This is a genomic window from Parasphingopyxis sp., from assembly GCF_052168295.1.
GTDB lineage: Bacteria > Pseudomonadota > Alphaproteobacteria > Sphingomonadales > Sphingomonadaceae > Parasphingopyxis.
In genome coordinates, this window is sequence record NZ_JBQLZN010000037.1 from 37377 (window position 1) to 62801 (window position 25425).

General features: G+C 64.5%; 7 protein-coding genes and 1 tRNA gene. 4 read left to right on the plus strand and 4 right to left on the minus strand.

Translation table 11 applies throughout. The features are described 5' to 3' along the window. Positions 1-160: 160 nt before the first annotated feature. Together phbB and ACTS1Z_RS06490 are read left to right on the plus strand one after the other, a co-directional pair. Positions 161-883 carry an acetoacetyl-CoA reductase gene (gene phbB / locus ACTS1Z_RS06485; RefSeq protein WP_442623635.1) on the plus strand — a complete coding sequence of 241 codons (723 nt, stop codon included), beginning with the start codon at positions 161-163 and terminating at the stop codon, positions 881-883. Then, positions 883-1149 (plus strand): ribbon-helix-helix domain-containing protein, encoded by a 267-nt coding sequence (locus ACTS1Z_RS06490; RefSeq protein ID WP_442623636.1) that lies wholly within the window; start codon positions 883-885, stop codon positions 1147-1149. Before phbB ends, ACTS1Z_RS06490 begins: the two co-directional genes overlap by 1 nt. Positions 1150-1152: 3 nt before the next feature. Here the strand turns inward: ACTS1Z_RS06490 and ACTS1Z_RS06495 are convergent, their stop codons facing one another. Beyond that, positions 1153-5820: an NAD-glutamate dehydrogenase gene (locus ACTS1Z_RS06495; protein ID WP_442623637.1), complete on the minus strand. Its 4668-nt coding sequence runs from the start codon at positions 5818-5820 to the stop codon at positions 1153-1155. 93 nt (positions 5821-5913) lie between these two features. Continuing rightward, the gene (locus ACTS1Z_RS06500) at positions 5914-7218 is read right to left on the minus strand and encodes a PAS domain-containing protein (RefSeq protein WP_442623638.1); all 1305 of its coding nucleotides are present in this window, start codon (positions 7216-7218) and stop codon (positions 5914-5916) included. Between the two features lie 159 nt (positions 7219-7377). Between ACTS1Z_RS06500 and ACTS1Z_RS06505 the strand changes: the two genes are divergently transcribed. Beyond that, positions 7378-7453 (plus strand) — tRNA-Thr (locus ACTS1Z_RS06505). A 36-nt stretch (positions 7454-7489) separates the two neighbouring features. Here ACTS1Z_RS06505 and ACTS1Z_RS06510 read toward each other — a convergent pair. Together ACTS1Z_RS06510 and ACTS1Z_RS06515 are read right to left on the minus strand one after the other, a co-directional pair. Beyond that, entirely contained in the window at positions 7490-11170 is a 3681-nt protein-coding gene (locus ACTS1Z_RS06510; RefSeq protein WP_442623639.1) for an SDR family oxidoreductase, read from the minus strand. A 41-nt stretch (positions 11171-11211) separates the two neighbouring features. Further along, positions 11212-16665 carry an AMP-binding protein gene (locus ACTS1Z_RS06515; protein WP_442623640.1) on the minus strand — a complete coding sequence of 1818 codons (5454 nt, stop codon included), beginning with the start codon at positions 16663-16665 and terminating at the stop codon, positions 11212-11214. Between the two features lie 551 nt (positions 16666-17216). Between ACTS1Z_RS06515 and ACTS1Z_RS06520 the strand changes: the two genes are divergently transcribed. After that, positions 17217-25425, plus strand: an 8209-nt coding sequence (locus ACTS1Z_RS06520) for a beta strand repeat-containing protein (RefSeq protein WP_442623641.1), incomplete at its 3' end; no start/stop codon positions are given.

Consider the following 25425-nt stretch of genomic DNA (forward strand, 5'->3'; position numbering starts at 1 on the left):
GATAGGCAATAATGGTGAGCGTTCGCTTGTCGGTAATGGTTAACCGGCCGCTAATGGCGGGTCGCCGCGGTCGCGTTATGCCGCCCGATTGCGCTTGCGAGTCCGACAGCCTCTATCCTACACATCGGGGAGGGCAGCCAGCACAGGAAGAGGATAGGATATGCAGCGCGTTGCGATAGTGACAGGCGGAACCCGGGGTATTGGCGAGGCGATCAGCATTGCGCTCAAGGACCTGGGGATGACGGTCGTCGCCAATTATGGCGGAAATGACGAAAAGGCGCGGGAGTTCAGCGAACGAACCGGCATTGCGGCGCATAAATGGGATGTCGGCGATTACGATGCGTGCCAGGAAGGCTGCGCGAAAGTGGCGGAGGAGGTCGGCCCCGTCGATGTGCTCGTCAACAATGCCGGCATCACGCGCGACGGCACGCTCGCGAAGATGAGCTATGACGACTGGAACGAGGTGATGCGCGTCAATCTCGGCGGCTGCTTCAACATGGCCAAGGCCTGCTTTCCCGGCATGCGCGAGCGCGGTTGGGGCCGGATCGTCAATATCGGCTCGATCAACGGGCAGGGCGGCCAATATGGCCAGGTCAACTATGCCGCCGCCAAGTCCGGCATTCACGGCTTTACCAAGGCGCTGGCGCAGGAGGGCGCGAAAGCTGGCGTGACCGTCAACGCGCTCGCGCCCGGCTATATCGATACCGATATGGTCGCCGCCGTGCCCGAGCCCGTCCTGGAGAAGATCGTCGCGAAAATCCCGGTCGGCAGACTGGGCAAGGCGAAAGAGATTGCGCGCGGCGTCGCTTTTCTCTGCTCCGAAGATGCAGGCTTCGTCACCGGATCGACCATGTCGATCAATGGCGGCCAGCATATGTATTGATGGCGCCGCGCGGCGGGTTGCCGGACGCGGAGGAGCTGTATCGGCCGCCCGTCAAGCGCAGCATAACCATCGCCGGGCACCAGACCTCGATCACGCTCGAACCGTTATTCTGGCGCGCGCTCGAAGCGGCGGCGGAGAAGGCCGGCCTGCCGTTGAGCGCGCTCGTCGCGCGCATCGACGCCGACCGGCTGGAGGCGGTTGAGCCGCCCAATCTGGCGAGCGCGCTCCGCAGTTGGCTCTACGCGAATGCGACAGACGTAGACTAGCCGCTACCCCTCGCGTTTCAGCAGGATGCGCGCCTGAGCGGCGATCTGCGCGAGCATCGCGGCGCTCGGCGCCGGCGCCAGCCGCGCCCGGTCGATCACTTCGGTGAACTGCCGGATACGCGGCCGTTGCCGCACCAGCCAGCTCTCCACATCGGCGACCGGGTCGCTCGTGCGGTTGCGCGCGAGGAAATCGAGGCGGAGTTGTTCGAAGTCCCGGCTGAGGCCGGCGGCCAGCAGACGCTCCCAGGGGTCGCTCGTGCCGAAACGGACGGCCGCCGCCTTGGCCCAATCGAGGCCCAGCGCTTCGCCGAGCCGCGTATAGGCCCGGGTGACATCCATCTCGCTGACGTCGAGCCGTGCGGCGAGCGCGGACGTACCGACCGCACCGTCCAGTTCGTAGAGCCGGACAATGCGACCGATCAGCGCCGGATCGACGTCTATGTCGGAGAGCCGCTGGCGCATCGCGTCGGACTCGTGCCGGGCCTCTTCCTTGAGCAGATCGTCTGCTGCCGCGTCGAGCCGGGCGATGCCGGGCGCCAGCAACTCGGCGATGGCGCTCGGCATCGTCGTCGCATCGCTGTTGCGCAAAATATCGGACAGGTGCAGCCGCAAACTCATGCGCGCGCTCGCGAACAGGCGGAAACGTTCGGCTTCGCTGATCTCGGCCGTTTCGATCGCTTCCCATAGCGATTCCAGTTCGAACAATGTGTCGGCCGCGAAATAGGCGTTCGCGACCTGAGCGAGGCCGACGCCCTCCTCTTCGGCAAGTTCGAACGGCGCGACGATGCCGATCCGGTTGATCACGCGGTTGGCGATCTTGGTGGAGATGATCTCGCGCCGCAGCCGGTGCTCGGCGATCGCGTCGCCGAACCGCTCGCGCATCGCCGTCGGGAAGGCTTGGCGCAGCAGGGGTTCGAGGATCGGGTCTTCGGGCAGTTCGGTCCGCTCGACCGCGTCCTGCAGATTGAGCTTGCTGTGCGCGAGCAGCACGGAGAGTTCCGGGCGGGTGAGCCCGCGATTGTCCTGTCCCCGGCGCAGCAGTTCCTCGTTCGTGTCGAGGCCCTCGACCATCCGGTCTATCCGCCCATTGGCCTCCAATATCTCGATCACGCGGACCTGACTGGGCAGCGCGTCGTGCCCGTCATTTTCGGCGAGCGACAGGGCAAGCGTCTGCAGGCGGTTATCCTCGAGTACGATATCGGCGACCTCGTCCGTCATCGACACGAGCAGCGCGTTGCGCTCGTCGAATTCCAGCCCGCCTTCCAGCATCAGGCGGTTGAGCGGGATCTTGATATTGACCTCGTTATCCGAGCAATCGACGCCCGCGCTATTGTCGATAAAGTCGGTATTGATCCGCCCGCCATGCATCGCGAATTCGATGCGGCCGGCTTGGGTGAGCCCAAGATTCGCGCCCTCGCCGATGGCCTTGGCGCGGACATGTTTGCCGTTCACGCGCAGCTTGTCGTTCGATGGATCGCCGACCTCGATATGCGCTTCGCTCGACGCCTTGATATAAGTGCCGATGCCGCCGAACCAGATCAGGTCGATCTCCGCCTTGAGGATCGCGGAAATCAGTTCGGACGGGCGCATCACCTCTTCGGTCACGTCCAGCATTTCGCGCACTTCCGGCGAGAGCGGAATCTCCTTCATGCTGCGCGGAAAGATGCCGCCGCCCTCGGAGATCAGCTTTTCGTCATAATCCTCCCAGCTCGACCGGGGCAGGGCGAACATGCGCGCGCGTTCTTCCCAGCTCTTCGCCGGGTCGGGATTGGGATCGAGGAAGATATGGCGATGATCGAAGGCCGCGACGAGCTGGATCGCCTTCGACAAGAGCATGCCGTTGCCGAACACGTCACCCGACATGTCGCCGCAGCCCGCCACGCGGATCGGGTCGGTCTGTACGTCGACGCCCATTTCGAGGAAATGGCGCTGCACGGAAATCCAGGCGCCTTTGGCGGTGATCCCCATCGCCTTATGGTCATAGCCATAGCCCCCACCGCTTGCGAAAGCGTCGCCGAGCCAGAATTTACGTTCCAGCGCGATGGCGTTCGCGACATCGGAGAAGCTTGCCGTGCCCTTGTCCGCGGCGACGACGAAATAGGGGTCCTCGCCGTCGCGGATGACGACGCGATCGGGATGGACAATTTCGCTCTCGACAAGATTGTCGGTGACGGAGAGCAATGTGCGGATGAAGATGCGATAGCTTTCCGTGCCCTCGGCGATCCATGCGTCGCGATCTTCGGCCGGATTGGGCAGCGCCTTGGGGAAGAAACCGCCCTTCGCGCCGGTCGGCACGATCACGGCATTCTTGACCAGCTGTGCCTTCATCAGGCCGAGAATTTCGGTGCGGAAATCGTCGCGCCGGTCGGACCAGCGTAGCCCGCCGCGCGCGATCGGTCCGCCGCGCAGATGGATGCCCTCAACGCGCGGACTATACACCCAGATTTCCCGCCACGGGATCGGCGCGGGAAGGCCGGGAATGCCCGAACTGTCGAGCTTGAAGGCCAGCGCCTCGTTGGCCGCCGGCGCAAAGGCATTGGTGCGCAGACAGGCGGTGACAACCGAGCGGATCGCGCGCAGGATCGTATCGTCGTCGATCGCCGCGACGCCGGTCAGCGCGCTGTCGATCCGGCGGTTGACCGCCTCGGCCTCGGCTTCCCGATCGCCTTCGAAATCCGGATTGTGCAGCGTATCGAACAGGCCGATGATCGCGCGCGTGATATCGGGTTCGTCGCGCAGCGTTTCGACGACCGTGGCGAGGCCGTAGCTTAGCCCGGTCTGGCGCAGATAACGGAACCATGCGCGGAGCAGCGTTACGTCGCGCGGGTTCAGCCCGACCGAGACGATCAGCTGGTTGAACTCGTCATTCTCCGCGCGCCCTTCGAGTACCGCCGAAAGCGCGCCCTCCTTGATTCCGGCATGGTCGATCAGATCGTCGAGATCCGCGACATCGTCGATTTCGAGCAGGAAATCGTGAATATAGCCGAGCCGGCCGCCATCGAGCGGGGTGGGTATCTCCTCGAGCACGCGGAAACCGAAATTTTCGAGCACGGGGACGGTATCGGACAGCGGCATAGACGCGCCGCGGCGATAGAGCTTGAGCCGCAGCTGCGACCCGGAGTCCCCTTCGAGGCGATACAGGCGGACGCCGCGTTGATATTCGGTCAGGCCGCGCAGCCGGAGGATGTCCTTGGCGGCTTCGGCCGCGCCATATTCGCCGCGATAGCCGTTCGGAAAGGTGTTGGCATAGGCGAGCGTCAGGCGTGCGGCACGGGCCGAGGGCAGCCGTTCGTTGAGTTCGGCCTCGACCGCTGTCGACCAGCCGCGGACCATCTGCTCGATTTCGGCATCGAGCGCTTCAGCGTCCGCTTCTATCGGATGTTCGCCGATATCGAGCGTGTAGCGAATAAAGGCGAGATCGCCATCGCCCAGTTCGATCGACCAGCTCGACATCATCGCTCCGGTCGCCTCTTCCAGGCGCCGGCCGATCGTCACGCGCCGTTTCGTCGACATCTCGTCGCGTGGCATCCATACAAAGGCGAAGAGATGGCGGCCCATCGGGCCCTTCACGAGGAGCAGCTTGGGCCGCGGCCGGTCGGCCAAGGACATCGCGGTCAATGCGGCCTGTTTCATCGATTCCGCGTCGAACGCGATCAGGATGTCGTGCGGCAGGCGCGAGAGCGCATGTTCGAGCGCCTTGCCCGCATGGCTATTGGGCGCGAAGCCGAGATCGGATTCCAATGCTTCGAGCCGTTTGCGCAAAACGGGCACCTGGTCGGCCGGCGCATTAAGCGCGGCGCTCGTCCACAGCCCGGCATGGACGGACAGTTCGGTCAATTCGCCTTTCTCGTAAATCGGCACGATAGCGAGATCGAGCGGCACCCGGCGATGCACGGTCGAAATCCGGTCCGCCTTGGACAGCAAGGGCGCTGCGCCGCCATTCTCGAAATAACCGAAGGCGGCCTGACGGGTTCGCGCGTTCCAGCAGGATGGGCCCGGCTTGGCGAAGATACCGAGACCCTCGCCGCGTTCGCCGTCGCGATCTTCGGTGTAATGGCCGATCTGGGTGAAATGATGATCGGCGAACCATTTCAGCAGCGCGCGGCCTTCGTCATTGTCGATATCGGCCGCGTCGGCCTTGATCCGCTCCTGCATCGCCGGCCAGTCGCGCACCGCCGCACGCACGTCGAGCAGTACCTGATGGATGTCGCCGAGCAGTTCGAGCCGGGTACGGGCATCGGCGCGGTCTGTTTCCAGATAGACGAGCGATTCGTTCACCGCCTTTTCGGCTTCGGAGCGAAACTCGACGATATGGTGTCGGTCGTCGCGCAGGATGCTCACGATCGGATGGAGCAGGCGCAAGACGGTCAGGCCGTGGGCGCCGACCGCACCCGTGATCGAATCCACGATGAACGGCATATCGTCGTTGACGATGGCCATGCGCATGAAACGACGGCCCGTATCGTCGGTGATCGATTCCAGCCTGACCTCGGCCATGCCCGGCAGCCGTTCGGCCGCGGCGGCGGCGACGAAACGCGCCGCCTCCAGGGCTTCTGTATCGCTGAAATTGTCGGTTTCCCCCGGCAGCGCGCCATCGACAAGGGCGTCGGCGATCGCGGCGATATGGGCTTCGGTCTGCTCGCTTTGCGAGTCGTGCGGAACCTGGTTCATGGGGGCCGCATATGCGCCCCAAAACCGGGCTACTCAAGGCTAGAGTGGCGGCACGTTTTCAATTGTAATCGACGCGCCAGCCGGTGCGTCGATCTATCGCGCGATCTTGCGGATGGCCCGCTCGGTGAGCGCCTTGTCGTGTGGCACTGCGCCGATAACGGCCAGCCGTCCATCGGGCAGACGGCGCGCCATCAACAGCGCGAATTCCTCGTCGCCGTCGGCGTCCCCATCCAGCTCGACATAGGCCTGTGCCGGCGCATTGCGCAGCGCCTCGCGCGCCTCTTCCAGGCGATCCGGCTGCGAGGCCGGGCGCCGGGCGGCGCGTTCGGCAGCGACGATGGCCTTTAGGCCGCCTTTCTGGCGCTTCAGATAATCGGAGAACGCGCCGCGGGCGATATGCTCGCGCTTCGCGTGCGACAGTGCTGTCGCGAACTCGGTCAGCCGCGTCTTGTCGTAATCGATGCCGAAGACGAGCTTCACGATCGGCGTCATCGGCGCGCGCTCCTGCACGGCAATCCCGGCATCGTCGAGCAACTCCTGATAGTCCTCCGGCTCGTCCTCGGTGGTCAGCGCGAAATCATAGGCGCGGCCGAGCGCATCGTAGAGCGCGGCGCGGCTGCGCTGGTCGGCCGCCTTGGCCTGTTCGGCGCTTTCGCGCGCGGCGACGAGATGATCGGCCAGGCTCTCGGGTTCGTCGTCGGCCGCTTGCACCGGGCGTTCGGGCGCGACGAACGCGCTTTCGGACGGTTCGGCGACGGGTCCCGTATCGGGTTCGAAGCCGGGTGCCGGGCCGTCTGCCCAGACCGCCGCGCTATCGTCGATCGGCGGCAGTTCGGCCTGCAAGGCTTGGCCGACGGCGTCTTGCAGATCCGCTTGCAGTTCCGGCGCGGCGACTTCTTTCCAGTTGATGACGCCGTAGATGAAATCGATGGAATCGTCGTCCGAGGAGAAAGGCATCAGGATGCCGCGATACAGGGTGTTCGCGCCCCGATGGTTCTCGAACTCGGCTTCGAAACCGACCGGCGCCTGGTTGGCGATGATCTGCATATAATGATCGGTGAGCCGCGACAGCAGTGAACGGGGCGGCACGTCGGAGATGCTCTCGATACCGTCTTCGATATCACACTCCGCGCGCAGCGCGCCGCCGAGCCAGGCGATGGCCGGATCGCTGACATTGCCGGTGAAATCAAGGAGAACGCTGTTTGGGCCGAAATCGCCGATCGACGCGGGATCGAGATCCTCGATCGACGGATAGGCGCGGTCGCGCAACAGGGATGCCCAGTGGTTATAGGCGCGCACATGCATCCGCCGTTCGTCGGTGCCGATCTCCGGCGGCGCTTCGATCGCCGCATCGGCACTATCGGCTTCGTCGGCGTCGAATGGCCGAGGGTTTTCCATAGCGTTTCGCCCTTGCGCAAATGGTTTACGCCAGCCTTATGCACCGGGATGGTTTACGAACGGTAAAGGCTGTTCGTTAGCCATGGCGGCAAGCGGCGCAAATCCGGCTTGTTTCGCCGCGCCGTTCTTGGTAGGGGCCACCGCCCGTTCAGGTTATGGGCCGCTTTAGCTCAGCTGGTAGAGCACATCATTCGTAATGATGGGGTCGCGTGTTCGAGTCACGCAAGCGGCACCACCTGTGTCCGGAAGTTCGCCGGAACTCATCTGCCGGTCACACCGTCATCGATGTGCCGCGATAGATGCGTGAGCGGTAGCGGGAGTCCTCGGCATCGGGAAGCGGTGCGCCGACGAGCAAGACCGCCCGGGCGAAACGCGAGAGTTCTTCCTGATGCTCCTCCTCGTTACGCGGCTCCTCGGACCGGACGCGACGGGTGAGGTTGATCTGGTTGGCCGCGACATCATGGACGAGCCGCTCATTTTCGACCGCCAGCGTGGCGGTGAATGCGTGGAGCGTCGTCTTGATGAAATTGGCGAGCGCGAAGGCGGGCCCTTTCTTCCCGAACGGCACATCGGGCGACACCAGCACCAGCTGGCAGCCGTCATAGAGCGACGCCTTGCGCGAGACGCGGAAATGATGGGTCAGATTCTGTTCGACGACATGCCGGAATTCTTCGGGCGATAGCGGCGCATCGCTCTCGAACAGCCTGTCTGGCAGGCCCTCATAGGGCATCGAGACGACGGTGGTCGGCCGGCCCCATTTTTGCAGCGCTTCGTCCATCGCCGGTTCGATATCCTCGCCGGCGACGATCGTGTGGACATTGTCCGCCGGGCAATCGCCGAGCTTGTTGACGATCGCCTGACCGCCGGTCTTGCTCTGGGTCAGCAGCACCACTTTCGCGACGCCGAGGTCGCCGATCAGGTGGCGTACGGTCGCCGCGATATAGTCGGCGAGGTGCTGGCAGACGATCCAGACCGTCTTGCCCTTCATGGCTTCGAGACGCTCGGCCTTGGGGCTGCCGAACATTTCCCGCTCTACGGTCGAGCGTTCGACCGCGAGGCCGCCGGACGGCATAAAAGTCTCGCCGCTGACCGCGCGATCGGCGAGATAGAAGACCGTCGCCTGCGCGACATCGGCCTCGGTCGGCATGGCGCCGAGATGCAACTGGGACGTCACGCCCTTGCCGATCTTCTCGGCATCCTCTTCGATGCGTTGCTGTGGCAGGAACGGCACCTCTTCGGGCGGCACGACGGCGAGCCAGTCCTCGCCCTTTTCGGCGCGCCCGCTCCATTCGGACAGGTCGAGGAGATAACCGCCCATCGCGATCCGCTTGAGCAGGCGGGCGGCGAGTTCCTGCGTCATCAGGAACCGGTCCCAGGTGCAGGTGCCGTCGCCGTCGCGCGCGCAATCCAGCACCAGCTTGCGCAGCGCTTCCGGCGTTTCCTTGTCGTGCGACAGATAGGCGATGTCGTTGCGCTTGAGACGCCCGAGGACATGATCGACCTCGGCGCCTTCGCGCACCGCGCGGATCACCGCGGCATAGATCGCGTTGAGCCGCTTGTTTTCGAGGATCAGCCGGGCGCGGCGCTTGAACAGGCCGGGCCGCCCGCCAGTGCCCGCCAGCCGGTCGCCGGCGACGGGGCCGGGCGCGATCGCGTTGCACTGGATTTCCGGGCCTAGAAAGCGCGAGAAACTCTCGACCATCGCGCGCTGGCCTGCCTTGGAGACGGCATAATCGGCGCGGTTGGGATAGGCGACCGCGAGAAACTTCTCGCCGCCGAAATAGGAAGAGACGTTGAGGATGTAGCCGCTGCGCTGAGCGCGCATGAACGGCACCGCATGGTGCATGAGCAGATAGTTGGAGACGAGATTGGCATCGAGCGTGAAGCGCCAATCGTCGAGCGCCATGTCGACGACCATGTCTTCGGCCCCGGCCACGCCCGCATTGTTGATGAGGTAATCGACGCGGCCGAATATCTCCATCGTCTCGTCGAACGCGGCGCGCAGCGATTCGAAGTCGCTGACATCGACATTGGCGATATATTTGACCCGGCGATCGACACCGGAAAAGCCGACATCCTGCAGCTCGCCGACAATCCGGTCGCGCGCGGCAACGAGTTGGTCTTCGCTGCGGGCGACCATCATGACCTTGGCGCCGGCAAGCGCGAGCAGCCGAGCGACCTGGCCGCCGATCCCGGCCGAACCGCCGGTGATGAAGGCGACTTTGCCGAGATGCAGGCCGGTGATGTTTTCGGCAAAGCCGACCATGGCGCTGCTCGCCCCGGCCTCTTCGCCGATATTGCCGGGCAGGTAGAGCTTGGTCTCGGCGATCTTCTGTTCCTTGAAGACGATCCGCGTCGCATGGCCGCCTGCGAAGCGGAGGTTCTCTTCCTCGGCATTGGTGTGCCGGACGATGAGATTGCCCCATGCGGCGCGCTCGATCCGTTTCTGCTCGCGCTCGACCCGCGATTCGTCGCGCCAGATGGTGATCAACTGTGCGATACCGGCACCGTAGATCTCGCTGTAGATATCGCCCTTGCCGTCGCTCTTGTTCGTCATGAACACGAAGCGCGGATCCTGCAGCAGATCGGGATGCAACTTCCAGTAACGGCTCAGCGTGCGGCCGAGCGCGATCGCGCCGACCAGTTCCTGATCCATGAAATTCTCGACCATTTCGTCATCGGCCTCGAGCAAGGGATCGGCATAATATCCAGCCGGTTTGAGCGGCAGGACGATAGCGCTCGTAATCGGGCCATGCTCGGCGCTGTAACCAGCCAACACCTCTTCCATGCCCGTCGCCTCGGAGCGGCGCAGGCGGACGATGGTGAGGCCGTCGCCAGCCGGATGCGCCATCACCCGGGCCGTCGCCTGGGCGACATCGGCGGCGCGCGGCAGGCCGAGCAGCACCTTCGCGCCGCACGCGATCTGGATGCGCGCCATCTCCAGCGCGTCTTCCCAATCCTCTCCGGCGACGATCAGCACCGTGAGTCCGGCGCCGTCGAGCGAGCGCATTGACGGGCGGTTGAGATAGGTGGAGCGCGAATCCTTGCGCGCCCGCATGCCATGCGTGACGTCGATCTCGTTGCCGTTCATGCCCGCCGATTCCTCGCTGGCGAGGAAAGTGCAGGCGCCGGCGATATCGACGGGGAGCGGCAGCGTCTTTTTCGGCTCCGTGCCGCTGATCGAGCGGCTGAGCGACATGCGGCCGGTGAAATGATCGGCGGTCGCGCCTTCTTCGTCGCCCTGCAGCTCGTCCATGGCCGCGAAGACGGTGCGGATGCGGTCGCTTTCGATCGGGCCGGGGAACACCGTATTCACCCGCACGCCGTTCGGCCCGAGCTCCTCGGCAAGGCGGCGGGACAGCGCGTTGAGCGCGGCCTTGGGCACGACATAGGCGGTGCGGCCATAATAACGGGTGTGCGAGAAAATCGTCGAGATATTGATCACCGAACCGCCGGGCGGGATCAGCGGCGCGGCAATCCGGGAAAGATTCCAGGTGACGCCGAAGATATTGCGCATCGCGTCGGCGACGGTTTCGGTGTCGCCGCTGGCGTCCATTTCCTCTTCGGTCAGAGGCACATTTTCGAGCAGCTGTTTCGGCCCGGCAGACCCGGCATTGTTGACCAGGATACTGATCCGGCTGTGCTTTTTCTTGATCGCGTCCATCGCGGCGCGGATCGAGTCCGGATCGCCGCCATCGAGGATTGCGGTATCGATCTTGTCGGCCGCAACGCCGGTATCTTTGATCACGGCCTCGCGCGCCGCCTCGATTCGGTCCTTGGTCCGCCCGGTCATGATGACGGTCGCGCCCTCGCGTGCATAGGCGCGGGTGATTTCGCCGCCGAGATTGCCGGCCGCCCCGGTGATCAGCGCGACCTTGCCCGCAAGGCGCCCGTCTACCCCCTTGGCCGCCCCGGCCCCTGCCGCGGCGGTCTTCTTTTTCGTTTCGGCCATAGACTCTTGTCTCCGATGCAGCGCGCCGCTTGCGGGCGTCGTTATTCTTGTTGGGGCGGTTCGGCCTCGGCCGCCGCCCAATATTCGAACAATTCGTCTTTGCTGCGCAGGCCCATGGCGGGCAGCGCGTGGTTCACGACATAGGTCGCGCCGGAATGTTTATTGTCCCACATCGATTGATGCGCATCGGGAAGGCCTTCCCAGGGGACAACCAGTGGCTCGGTCACATCGAGCAATCCCGCTGATACCATATTATTCATCAAAGTCACCTCATGCGCATTGCACAGGTGCGTGCCGAAGATATTGGCGCCCGGCATGAATATCCGCCTTTGCCGCGTCCAGACCTGCGGCGCGTAGAAGGTGTAGCGGCGTCCGGCCATCTCCTCGGCATAGACGACGCGACCGCCGAACGGTTTTACCAGCGAAGTCGAAACGCCGAGCGTATCCTGCCCGGCCCGCTCGAACACGATATCGGGAACCCCGCGCGGATTGCCGGGCGATCTCAGCAGCTTGCCGATCGCCGTGCCGAACGGCTTCATCGTTTTCTGCTGGTAATCGCGCACGCCGATCTTGAAATTCTCGATATCCTGCTTCGCGTCCGGCAGGCGCGGCAGCGTATCGGGCCAGTGGAAATTCGCACCGTCGCGGCGTTTGAGCGTTTCCAAACTGACCACGCCCTCGATCGATTCTTCGAGGCCCAGCGACTGGAGGAATTCGCGCTGCCCGTCGGTCGTCGAAACGACCACGATCCGCGCCTTGAACAGCCGCGCTGCCTCGATCATCTCGAGGCCCGTCTCGTCGGCGAGATCTCGGCTGTTGGGGCCGTAATAGAGGAGCACGGATTCGCCGCCGCGCAGATTGGCCCGCTGCAGCATCTCCTCGGGCCGCGCCGCACCGGCCTTGCCCATGAAGCTGAAATGATAGCCGGACGAAGCGCCGTAAAAGGCCAGCGTCCCATGCTCTTCGAGCAGCTGGAAACTGCGCGGGAAAGCCCGTTCGCCCGCATGGCTGACGACATAATCGGCGAGCTTGCCGCCGGTCATCTCGCGATACTGGTCGAGCAGCGCCGCGCCATCGGCCTCCCATTGCCGCGCCTCGTCGGGATCGTCGGGCACGGGCGTGAAGCAATCGGCGATTTCCGGCGCCTTGCGGTTGATCGCGCCGACCGCGCCCTGGCTGCGGACAAACTCCGCGCGATCCGCGCTCGACACCATGCCGACGGCGGAAAGCCCGGTCCGTACGCTCGATTTGAGCGCATCGAGCCCGGTGCCGGTCGAAGCGCCCTCGACGAAGATTGTCCGGCCCGGCTCGATGCCGAGGGTCGTGAACAGGCAGCGCGTGATCGTGCCGAGATTGAGCGTGTAGGCGCCGGCCTGTTCGAGCGTCAGATCGCCGGGCACGCGGTGGAGCTGGGGCCCCTGTACGGTCAGGAACTGCGCATGGCTGCCGGTCTTCGTCTCATAGCCCTGGATCGCGAAACCCGCATACATCGGATCGTTACCGACCTCAGGCGAGAGCAGGTCGTTGGTGCCGGAATATATGTTCACGAGATCGCCGACCTTGAGCCGGCCTTCGGCCTTGAGCTCGCTGCCGAGCGCCGCCACCAATGCCAGCCCGCCCGATCCGGTCGTCTGGACATCCTCGTCATGCGCATCGAAGGGTGAGACGGGGATGCCGGTCAGCGCCCAGATATCGTTGAAATTCACCTCCGAAGACAGGAGATAGACGAGCGCTTCATTGGCCTCGGGCTGCGGCACGGGCACGATCAGTTCGTGCTCATGCGTCGCCGGCGGGCCAAAGCGCGGCGCGCCGGTATCGGGATCGCGGGCGATACCGAAGGCGAGCTGGTGATCGGGAATCGGCGTTATGCCCGGATAGAAGGGCGCACCGACCGGCAGCAGATCGCCCCGCTCGATCATCGCCGCCTTTCGCGGCTCATGCTCAGCATCGATCCAGACGCCGTCGCGGCGCACGGGCAGCGGCGGGCTCTGCTTGTCCATGAATTGCTGGATGCCGGTCTTGCCGCCTTCGGGATCGATGATCGCCTCGGCAAAACGCTGCGCCTCGCGTGCAAGGCCGGCCTCCATACCCTCGGTCCAGCCGGTGCGGATTGCATCCAGCGCGCGGTCTCCCGCCGTGTCGCGCCCCGCCCATGCGAGTTGCTTCAGAATGCGCTGGAGGAAATCGTCTGCGAGTACCGCATCGAGATCGATATCGGCCGCTTGCGACCAGCTTTCGGTCATCTTTTCTCGCTCGGCAAAAGCTTGGCCGAGAAGACTATCGGTCGGCGAGCGGACGAATTCGCGGACCATCGCATGGGCGCGCGACAGCGCATCGTCCGACCCCTCCGCGAGCACATCGACCGCGCCGATCGCCAGCGCTTGGTCGGCATCGATTGCCCGACCACCCAAGATCAAGTCGAGCGCGTCGCGCAGCCCGGTCTCTCCCCGCTTGGCGGCCAGCAGTCGGGGCAGTCTCTGCGTCCCGCCATAGCCGGGCAGCAAGCGAAGATTGATCTCGGGCTGGCCGAAGCGCGCCTTGGGATCGGCGATCCGGTAATGGCAGGCGAGCGCGAATTCCATCCCGCCGCCCAGCGCCACCCCCTGGATCGCGGCGATGCACGGTTTGCCCATCGCCTCGATCTTCGTAAAGGCGAGCTGCGCATTGTCCGGCAGCGCCTTGGCCTCGGCGACGCTGTTCACCTCTTCGAGCATCTGCCGGATATCGGCGCCGGCGACGAAGCTCTGGCTGCCCGCGCCGGTGAAGACGACCGCGACGACATCGTCTTTGCGCGCGAGGTGATCGACGATGATACCGAGTTCGTCGAGCGCGCGTTCGTTGAGCGCATTGACCGGCGGGTTGGTGACCGTGACCGTGGCGACGCGCTTGCCCGGCGCGACGCGGTTATACTGGATGATGAAGAAGCGGTAGCGCTCGAACAGTTGCTGCTCGTCGGAAAGCTGCTGCTTGCGCTTCCAGGCCTCGACGGAGCGAGCGAGATCGTCGAGGCTTTCCGGATTGCGCAGCGTCGAGACATCGCCGACATCCTCGCCCTCGACCACCGCGCGCACCATGCGGCGCATATATTTGCCGCTGCGCGTTTCGGGGAATTCGGCCAGCTCGATAAAATCGGACGGAACGGCGACCGCGCCCTTTTCGGTGCGGACTAGTCCGGCCAGCCGGTTGCGATCCTCCTGCGTGAGCCGCTGCCCGGCGGCCGGCGTCACAAAGGCGATCGGCGTCGCGCCCTTTTCGCGATGCGGCGCGCCGATCACGAGGACATTGCCGACCGGCGAATTGGGGTCGAGCGCCTTGTCGCGCAGGATCGCGCCTTCGATTTCTTCGGTGCCGATCCGGTGGCCCGAGACGTTGATGACATCGTCCGAGCGGCCATGCAGCGAATAGGAGCCGTCCTCATGCCGCATCGCGAAATCGCCCTGGGTATAGGCCCAGGCCCCCCGCCAGCGCTTCCAATAGGTGTCGGCATAGCGTTCGGAATTGCCGCGCCAGCCCGAAGCGATCCGCGCCGTCCGGTCATCTGTCTCTACGGTGAAGCCATCCGCATCGCCCCAGATCGTCCGCGCCAGATAGGGATAGGGCAGGCGGATGATGATCTCGCCCTTTTCGCCCAGTTCCGCCCGCCGCCAGGCGACGCCCGTCTCGGCATCGTCCCGCTCCAAAAGGACGGCATCAGCTTGGCCTTTCCCTTTCGCATCCTCGACCCAGACATCGCCCAGTATCCATGGCAGCGGATAGGTATGCGCGTCGGCGTTGAGCGGAAAATCGTCATTGCCATGGAAATGCGTCCAGACGATCCCGCCATGTTCGGTCGCCCAATAGCTGTTGATATAGCGCTCGACGACATGCTCCATCGCGAACGCCTGCACGGCGGGCGAGACGGGTTCGGCGCAGAAGGTCGCGACCTTGAGCGAAGAGAGATCGTAGCGCTCGATATCCTTCAGGTTCTCCGGATTCTGCATGACCGACTTCAGGAAGGTGACGCCGGCCTTGAAGATATCGACCTCGTAGCGCTCGATGATCGAAGCGAAGCGGCCCGCATGGGGGAAGACCGGCGAGCCTTCGGTGACGATCGTCGTCACCCGGCAGAGCAGCGAAGCGGCGATCAGATAGCTCTGGCCCGTGATCCAGCCAGGGTCGGCGACGACATACATGGTGTCGCCCGGTTCGGCGCCGAACGCGGCGGGCATCGTTGCGGCGACGCCCGCGCAATAGCCGCCATGGACATGGACGACGCCCTTGGGTTTGCCGGTCGAGCCCGAAGTATAGATGATGAAGTTCGGATATTCGGCATCGACCGCTAGCACCGGCGAAGAGGCCCAGACAGCACGGACGAAGTCCGTGTCGGGTAGCGCCAGTAACGCCTCTTCGTCGGCGACATCGAACCCGGCTTGGCGCGCAGCGGCAAGCAATTCCTCGCCCGCCGCATCGGTCAGCTCATGGCTCCACCGGTCGCGATCCGCGTTCCAGATCAGGTCGGGCTGCGCCGTATGGCGGACGACGATCACCGCCTCGACGCGCGGCGGAGAATCGACGAGCGCGCTCGCGACCGCGATTCGGAGCTGCGCCGACTGGCGCGCATCGATGCCGCCGGCTTGCCCCATCTTGGCCAGCGCCTTGCCAACGCCGCGCATCACGTCCGACCGCTCAACGGTGACTTCGCCGTCAAGCAGTTCGGCCACCGCATCGCGGATCAGCGCCGCCTGATCGTCCGTTACGCCGAGATCGTAATCCGCGAGCGCCGCGTCGAGCAGCTCCATCGCCACCGGCACGGCGACGAAATTGTCGAGCGCAGGATCGGTGTAATTCGGCTTGAACGGCGCCATCTGTGCGTTGCGATAGCTGCCATCGGCGGTGATTACGACGCGCGCGCCGGCATCGGCGATCCGGTCTGACAAAGTTTTGTCGCTGAAGCCGCCGAACACCGGCGTGTAGACGATGCCGAGCCGTTTCGCGCCTTCGGTCCAGTAGATCTGTTCGGCGATGCTCGGCATGTTGAGCGCGATCCGGTCGCCGGGCTCGAGGCCCAGCGCCTTGAGCGCCAGCGCGCATTTGGCGCTCTCTAGCATCAGTTTCTTGCGGCTGATGACCTCGCTGTCGACCGGCCCGCCACGCCCGCCATCCTCGGCCATGTTCCAGCGGTCGCCCTCGAAGATCAGCGCGGCTTCGTCGCCATGGCCGGCGAGCACATGACGGTCGACCTCGTTGAAGGCGGCGCTCGTCAATCCGCCTTCGAACCAGCGCCAATTGGGTGGATCGTCATCGTTGAACGCGCGGTCCCAAGGTTCGAAATCGGCCGGCAGATCGGGGGTAACGGGTTGGCCCGTCGCCCCATCCCATCCCGACCAGCTTTCGCGCTCCTCGTCCCAATGGATCCAGGCGCCGCCTTCACCCTGATCGGCAAGAAACCAGCAGATCGTGCGTTTTGCGATATCGCCGTGGAAAGCGCCGGGATCGTTCCGGCACGCCCGACTCATGGTTTCCCAGGAAACCCGGTCATGGATTCGCAATTCGGCGCCCTTTCCTGTGCTGATCGGTGTTACCCCTCTTGAAAGTCATGTCCCAGCGCCGCGAGCGCGCCCCTCGATCGCAGAGTGTCGAGATCGGCGCCAGTTGACCAAAATCGATTCAGAATCGCTGGCACAAGCGTAGCTTGAACGCGACGAACAACGCAAACTCGGTAGAGAGTGTTGGATGAGCGGCTTTGACCCAGCCGCGCTGCGTACACGCGCTCCGGGTACGAAACGAACACCGGATCCATGACACAACCCGGCCCTGCCTCCCGGAGAACGTCAGGCGCATGATCCGGTTTCGCCGGATTCTCCGCTTCAATCCATGAGACCCGATCAACGGTTCTCGAGATGTTCGGGGATTCCATCCGACCGGCCGGCGGATGGCTCCCGAACAGGAGCGGGAGAGTATCATGGGGCCGCCAACGACGTGCTTAGGCCGTGCTGCGCGCGGGGCGACCGGCGCAGGCCGGAGACGCCGAGCCGCTGCGCGTGCGGGCAGATTTGCCGGCGTCAGCATGGCTGCGATTCTCGCCGGCATGACGGCGCTGCCCGCGCCCGTGTACGCGCAAACCGCTGACTCCCTCGGCACGATCTTCTGGGATGGCGGCAATTCGACGGACTGGTTCGATGGCGGCAACTGGTCCGATCCGATCGGCGGGCCGCGTGTGCCCAATGCGCTCGACAACGCGGTCATCGAGATCGGCGGCGCGGATGCGCCGATCGTCGAAGGCGCGACAACGGCGCAGGCGAATGCGGTGATCATCGGCGAGGCGGACAGCGGCGCGCTGACCGTACGCAATGGTGGCCGGATCGTCATGAATTTCGGCCGGCTCGGCGAACGGGCGGGATCGAGCGGAACGCTGCTCGTGACGGGCGCGGACAGCTATTTCGGTTTCCAGGAAACGCTGGTGATCGGCAATCTCGGCTCGGGTAACGCCACCGTGGCAGACGGCGCTATGCTGGAGGGAACGACCACATTTATCGGCGACGAAGGCACCGGTGAACTTACGATTACCGGCGCGGATTCGCATCTCAGGACATTGCAAATCCAGACCGGCAATAGCGGCACCGGAACCTTGCTCGTCGAAGATGGCGGCCTTGCCGAGGCCGAGGTCAATTTCGTCGGTAGCGATGCGGGCGGCGAAGGGACGGTCACGGTTCGGGGAGCAGGCAGCCGCGTGCGCTCGACGCAGCAGACCAATGTCGGGCGCAACGGCACGGGCCGGGTCATCGTGGAGAATGGCGGCCTCTTCCTCGCCCAGCAGGCGGCGTTCGGCATCGAGCAGGGCGGCTTTGGCAGCCTCATGGTGGACGGGCCAGGCTCGCTGTTCGAAGCGGCGGCGACGCGGATCGGCGATGCAGGCGAGGGCGCGGTCACGCTGGCCAATGGCGGGGCGATGACAGCTTTCGACATTACGATCGGCGCAGTCGACGGTTCCGATGGCATGGTTACGATAGAGAGCGGCGGGCGGCTGACCTCGCAACTGACCACCTTCGGGCGCGATGCGGGCAGCACGGGATCGGCTCTGTTGACCGGGGCCGGATCGGAATGGCTGTCCGAATTCCAGACCATCATCGGCGATGCCGGAACCGCCACGGTCGAAATCCGCGACGGGGCGATCTTCCGTCAGGGCCTTACGCGCTCGAGCGATCGGGACGACAATTCGGCTATCGGCCTGCAGGAGGGATCGAACGGCTCGGTGCTGATCTCGGGGCCGGGCAGCGCCTGGATCAGCGAGCGGCAGGAGCTGTTCAACGTCGGTAAGGCCGGCACGGGCACGCTGGTCATCGAGAATGGCGGCCTGATGCAGGTACGCGCGATGGCGATCGGCAGCACGAGCACGGGCGTCGGTACTGTCATCGTCGACGGGCCCGGCTCGCATCTGCAGATCGACCGCAGTTCCTTCTATGTCGGCGTCAACAATCTGCGCATCTTCAACAATGGCGGGTTCGACGAGCCGGACGGCGGGGACGGAACGCTCACCATCCGCAATGGCGGCCGGGTCAGCGGCGCCTTCGTGTTCCTGATCGGCAGTAATGTCGATGGCGCGGCGGGAGGTTTGGTTACGGTCACCGGGCGCGGTTCGCTGCTCGAAACCGAGGGCGTCGCCTTTTTCAGCCTCGGCCGGCTCGAAGTGCTGGACGGCGGTCTGTATGAAAGCACCGGCTTCTATTTCCAGAATCCGGGCTCGCGCGCGCTGGTCGATGGCAGCGGTTCGCTTATCCGGGTCCTGTCCGGGGCAGAGGTGGATGGGCAGTTGGTGGTTTCGAACGGCGCGGTGTTCGAGGCGCGCCGCCTCGGCATCGGCGAGTTCTGCGAACCGAGCAGCATCCTGTGCGACGAGACCGACATCCTGCGCGATCCCTTCGTGCGTGTGGACGGCGCGAATTCGGAAATCATCCTCAGCGGTACCGAATTCGAAACGACCACGCGCACGTTCCTCGGGCCGCTCTTCCTTTCCAATGGCGGTCGGCTGGTAATCGGCGATCGCTTCGTGAAGGCGCCCGCAGGGTCGCTCTTCGCGGACCGCGTCGTGTTCGAAGGCACGGGCAGCGCGATCCGGTTCAATCACACCGACAGCGATTTCCTGTTCCCGATGCCGATCAGTGGGAACGGCGCGGTCGAAGTGCGTGGTGGGACGACGCGGCTGACCGGCACCAGCAGCTATACCGGCCCGACCACGGTGACGGATGCCAGCCTGATCGTCGATGGCCGGCTCGGCGACACGGCGGTGTCGGTCGAGGGCTTCAGCCTGCTCGGCGGTTCCGGCGCTATCGGTGGGGATTTGACGCTGAGCCGCGGCGCGGTGCTCTCGCCGGGCGGGCTGCTTGGCAGCGAGCGCGGCGAAAGCCTGATCGGGACATTGGCTACGGGGAGTCTCACGCTCGATTCCTCGACGCTCGTGCAGATCGACGTCAACGACCAGGGGCAGGGCGACCGGATCGATGTGACCGGCACGGTCGATCTCGGCGGCGCGACGCTCAGCGTCAGCGAGATCGCCGGCGATTTCAGCGGCACCAACCCCTTCGTCTACACGATCATCGGCAATGACGGATCGGATGTGATCACGGGCACCTTCGGCAGCATTCTCAACCGGCTCGCCTTTCTCACGCCGTCGGTCGATTATATGGGCGGCGACGGCAACGACGCCATCCTCAGCCTGACGCCGAACAATGCGGTCGGCGGCAGCGGCTGCTTCATCGACGGCAATACGATGATCTGCGAAGGGGCACTGCCCGGCGGCGTCGCAGTCGACGATGGCGACGGCGTCGACCGGCTCGTCGTACGCAACCTGACCGAGCAGATCGCGCCGCCGAGCGGTACGAACGGATTGTCCTTCATCCGTGCGGCGAACCCCGTGGCCATCGTTACCCAGCCCGACGGTTTCGGCATTTCGGCAACGGGTGAAGCGTCCGCCATCTACGCCGAAAGCCGGGCCAGCCGCATCGTTGTCGACAACAGCATGGCGCTCAGCGCCACCGCACCGACCGGCTACAATGTGTCCGGCATTCGCGTCCTGAACCGCGAGAGCACGGCGCCGGCGAACCAGCGCAATCCCGGCACCGTGGAAATCACCAATTCTGCGCCGATCACCGTGGTGGCCGGCCAGGGCAGCGGCTTCGATTTCAACGTCGTCGCCAGCGGGATCCAGTCTCGCATGTTCGCGGAAGGCACGACGCGGATCACCAATACCGGCACGATCACAATAACCGAAACCGACGATGTGGCGACGACGACCAATGCCGCGGCGATCTTCGCGCAGAGCTTCGCTTCCGACAATGCGACGCATGTGATCAACGAAGGCGATATCATACTCAACGGCCGCCATCTGGCGGGGATCGACATTCTTGGCATGGACGTTCAGTCGCGTGGCGGATCGAACGTCATCACGCTCGTCAATCGCGGCGGCATTACCGGTTTCGGGTCGATCGGGATCGACGTCTCCGGCACGGCCATCGAGAATTTCGTTACCAGCAATGTGCGGGTTGAAAACTATGCGCCGATCACGCTCGCGGTCGGCGATTCCGCCGGCCGCAGCGGCGGCATCAGCCTCAACGACAATGCGGGCGGCGAATATGTCTTCGTCAATGAAGGCGATATCCGCATCACGGACAGCACGGGCACTGTCAGCGACACCGATTTCACCGGCGCAGGCGGGTACGGGATCTTTGTCAGCGTTGGCGATACGTTCAGCCGAGTCATCGGCAATAGCGAAATCGCGAGCGTGCTGACCTTCGAGAATAGCGGGAACATTTACGCAGAAGGCGATGGCGGCATCCGCGCCCAGGCGCGCGTGTTCGACGTCACCAATAGCGGCAATATCGAAACGCGCGGGCTGTTCGCGGACGGGCTCTATGCCTTTCAGGGCGCGCTCGAACTGTTTGGAAACGAATTTGGTGGCGATATCGATCTCGACGCGAGCCTGGACAATAGCGGCGATATCACCGTGTCCGGCGATTTCGCGACGGCGCTCGGCGTCGAGTTCACCGGCAATGGTGATTTCGACAATTCGGGCGCGTTGACGGCCAATGGAGACGGCGGGGCAGGGCTGTTCCTTGCGAGCTTCACGGACGCCTTCGCCTTCAATACCGGCGCGATCACCGCGACGGGCGACGATGCCTTTGCTGTCCTTATCGCGGACTTCACCGTCGATCCCGACACCTACGATGTCGTCGCGCGCAATTATGACGCGGAGCGCGACCTCAATTCCGCGATCACTTTCTTCACCGATGCCGATATCACGGCCACGGGCGCCAATTCGGACGGCATACGGGCCGAACTCGGCACGCGGATATTCGGCAGTCCTGACGCGAGCTTCTTCGACGACTATGCGGCGAGCGCGACGATATTCGTCGGCGAAGACGTTACCGTATCGGGCGGCAGCGGCACCGGCGCGGGCGTGCGGTTCGAAGGACGGGGCGGCGGGATACTGTTCAACGAAGGCACGGTCACCGCCCTGTCGGGCGCGGCGGTGATCGGCGGCGAGGGCGACGATACTGTCGAGAATGCCGGAACCATCGCCGGCAGCGTTGCGCTGGGCGATGGCGACGACACGATCAACTATGCCGCGGCCGGAATCTTCACCGGCCCGGTCGACGGCGAGGAGGGCGAAGACCGCATCGTCATCGATGTGTTCGACGGCCAGAGCACGACCTTCGATTTCGCGACGACCGATTTCCGCTCCTTCGAACGGCTCTTCAAGCGCGGCGAGGGGATGGCGACACTGACCGGCGATGGCAGCGCGTTCGACGCGGTATTCACGGTCGAAGGCGGCACGCTGTTCGCCGATACGATGAGCCCGACCATCGATTTCATCGTCGCGCGGGATACCGTCCTGCGGGGCATGGGCAGCCTCGGCGGGCTATCGGTTACTGGCGGCACCGTATCGCCCGGATCGTTCGATATGGGCACGAGCGGGATCGGCACGTTCACGCTGAACGGCGATCTCTCGCTCGACGCGCAGAGTGTCTTTGCGGTCGATGTCGACGATATGGGGAATGCCGACACGCTGATCGTCAATGGCGGCGTGAGCCTCGGCAGCGCGACTTTGGCCGTTACCGAAATCGGCACGTTCGATAGCGCTGACCCCTTCACCTATACGATCATCGACAATGACGGGACGGATGGTGTCGAGGGCATTTTCGGCACGATCACGAACCAGCTCGCCTTCCTCACACCCACGGTCAGCTATGCGTCGGGCGACGGCAACGATGTCGTGCTGACGCTGATGCCCAACGCTGTCGTGGAAGATGGCTGCCGGATCGACGGCAACCGGATGATCTGCTCGGGCTTGCTACCCGACGGCGTCGACGTGCGCGAGGAAAGCAGTCTCCCCAATCTGCGCGAACTGCTTGTGACGCAGATTACCGGCCGGATAGACGGGCAGGCGGCGGACGGTATCGCGATCGATTTCACCAACGACGACGCGCCGGTCACGATCAATGTCGATACGCCGGGTACCGTCATCACGTCGCAGGCGGCGCGGTTCGACCGGCCTGGCTTTCGGGTCGATGCGGCGGCGGCCATCGGAGTACGCGGGCAGTCCTCACGCAGCGTGTCGATCACGAGCAACGCCGATATCGTTATCGACGCGTCGCCCGTTGATCGGTCAGTACTCGATTTCACGGCGGGTATCGCTGCGGATTTCCTGCCCGTCGGCGATACGCGGCAGAGCGGCACGATCGTCAATACCGGCTCGATCACGATCACCGACGACGGGCTGGGCGATGGCACGCTCAGTATGGTCGGGATCTTCGCCGGCTTTTCCTACATCAACGCGTTTCTGCCCGTTCCCGATCGGGTGAATATCGACCGTGTCGAGATTCGCAATTTGGGGGAAATCGACGTCACGACCGGCAACGGCATCGTCGCCGATACGCTGCATGGCGGCGAGCTGGAGATCGTCAACAGCGGATCGATCCGGGTCACGACGACGGACGCGACGCTCAACAGCCACGGCATCCAGGTCAGGGATTCCGATGCGGCCCAGCTTCTGACCATCGTCAACGATGGCACCATCCTTACCGACGATCCGGTATCGGAGTCGGCCTATGCCATCCAGGTCGAGAAGGCTTTGGCGCTCGAGGGCAATAACCCGGCGACGATCATCAACAATGGCATCATCCGGGAGCTGAGCGGCGACGCCGACAATTTCAGTACCGGGATCGAGCTGGGCACGCCAACCTTCTCGCCGTTCCCGAGCGCTGCGCTGGGCCAGGGCCGCGCCGCCGACATGCCCGGCGCCACCTTCACGATCATCAACAATGGCATGGTCGACGTCGTCAATCGGGGCATCGAAGTCCTCTCGAGCGGCAATCGCGTTATCGAAAACTACGGCACGGTCAACGTCGCCGCCAACAAGAGTTTCGAGGCGGCGGTGGCGTTCAACTTCAATTCGCCGAGCCGCGGTCCGCGCGAACATAATCCGATCGGCAACCTGACCCGTTTCATCAACGGCCCGGACGCGACGATCACGATCGACGCTGGCGATACGGGCTCTTCCAATACGCATGGCGTGCTGTTTCTCGGCGGCGATCCGGATATCCAGAATGACGGGCGGATCACGGTCATCGCCGATCAGTCAGCCGGAATCATCGCGTCGGAAGGATTTCAGCAGACCGGTACTATCCTGGAAAACCGCTTCGCAATCGGCGCGGTCGATCTGCGCAATAGTGGCGTTGTCGAAGTGACCGGCGATGAAACGGTCGGCGTGATCGTCTCGCGCCTTTTCATTTCTGAAGAAGATATCTTCGACACGAACATCGTGAGCTCCGGCGATATCATCGCCGATGGCGTGAACGCCGACGGGATCCGGCTGCAGAGCTTCGGATGGGATTTCGGCGACGGGCCTGTGTTCGAGAACCGGGGCCAGTCTTCGATCATACTCGAAGAGGGATCCATCGTGCGCGGCGGTAGCGGCACCGGCGCCGCCATCCGGTTGACCAACGGAGAACGCAACACGATCGACAATGTCGGGCTGATCGAAGCGGATTCCGGCGCGGCGATCGTCGGCGGGATCGCGATCGAAGACGTAACGAATAGCGGCGTAATAAATGGCACCGTCGCGCTCGGCGCGAATGACGATATCTTCACGCTCGTTGCCGGCGGCTCGGTGGGCGAGACGATCGACGGCGGCGACGATGAAGACAGCTTCGTGCTTTCCGCGGCAGCCGACGCCAGCGCGACCTTCGATTTCGCGGCGACGGAGCTGATCGGGTTCGAGCGCTTCTTCAAGCGCGGCGACGGTGGCTGGCAGTTGATCGGCGACGGCAGCGGGCTTGGCGGTGTCTTCGCCGTCGAGGCCGGATTGCTGGCGGTCGACGGCGATCTGTCGGCGACCCGGTTCACGGTTCAATCCGGCGGCGTACTCGGCGGCTCGGGAACGGTCGGATCGGTGAATCTGGTTGGCGGCACATTGTCGCCTGGGGCGGGCGGCGCGGCGCCGGGCCGGGGGGCGGCGCCGGATGCGACCCCGGTTGCCGTGGTCTCGGTGGCCACGTCGTCCGCGCCGAACGCGCAGAACGCGGAGGTGGCTCCGGCAGCGACCGCTGCCGTCGACGCAGAGATTTCCACGCCTGAAGCGGTGGTCCGGTCAACGGGCGGTCGGGGCGAGATGTTTGCCGAGGAAGCGCCGCACGCGGCCGGCCCGGACTTCGCCGAGGAGGCTCCGCACGTTTCCGGTCCCGATTTCGCCGAGGAAGCGCCGCACCGTCCGGACTTCGCCGAAGAGGGGCCGCACACACCCGACTTTGCGGAGGAAGCACCGCACGGCCCGGACTTCGCGGAAAACATCCCGCACAGCCCGGCGCCTGAATTTGCCGAGGAGCAGCCGCATGCCGCGATCGGCCCGGCTGGCGAACGGCCGCTCGCAGGCGGCATCGGGACGCTGACTATCGATGGCGATCTGACGATGGACGCGGACAGCATTTTCGAGGTCGAGGTCGACGATGTCGGCAATGCGGACCGGGTGATCGTGAACGGTCTCGTCGATCTGGGCGGTTCGACGCTTTCGGTTCTCGAGATTGGCGACTTTATGGGCGATGATCCGTTCAACTATCTGATCATCGCCAATGACGGCTCGGACGCGATTACCGGCGCGTTCGGCGCGCTCGTGAACCAGTTCGCCTTCCTGACGCCGAGCGTCGATTATGCGGCCGGCGACGGCAACGATGCTGAGCTCACGCTGACCCCGAACAATGCGCCGCCCCCGCCGCCGCCTCCCC

What these genes read in the sequence shown, in the direction of transcription:
- phbB (WP_442623635.1), top strand. Translation starts at nt 161, where the DNA reads ATGCAGCGCGTTGCGATAGTGACAGGCGGAACCCGGGGTATTGGCGAG.
- ACTS1Z_RS06490 (WP_442623636.1), top strand. Translation starts at nt 883, where the DNA reads ATGGCGCCGCGCGGCGGGTTGCCGGACGCGGAGGAGCTGTATCGGCCG.
- ACTS1Z_RS06495 (WP_442623637.1), bottom strand. Translation starts at nt 5,820, where the DNA reads ATGAACCAGGTTCCGCACGACTCGCAAAGCGAGCAGACCGAAGCCCAT.
- ACTS1Z_RS06500 (WP_442623638.1), bottom strand. Translation starts at nt 7,218, where the DNA reads ATGGAAAACCCTCGGCCATTCGACGCCGACGAAGCCGATAGTGCCGAT.
- ACTS1Z_RS06510 (WP_442623639.1), bottom strand. Translation starts at nt 11,170, where the DNA reads ATGGCCGAAACGAAAAAGAAGACCGCCGCGGCAGGGGCCGGGGCGGCC.
- ACTS1Z_RS06515 (WP_442623640.1), bottom strand. Translation starts at nt 16,665, where the DNA reads ATGAGTCGGGCGTGCCGGAACGATCCCGGCGCTTTCCACGGCGATATC.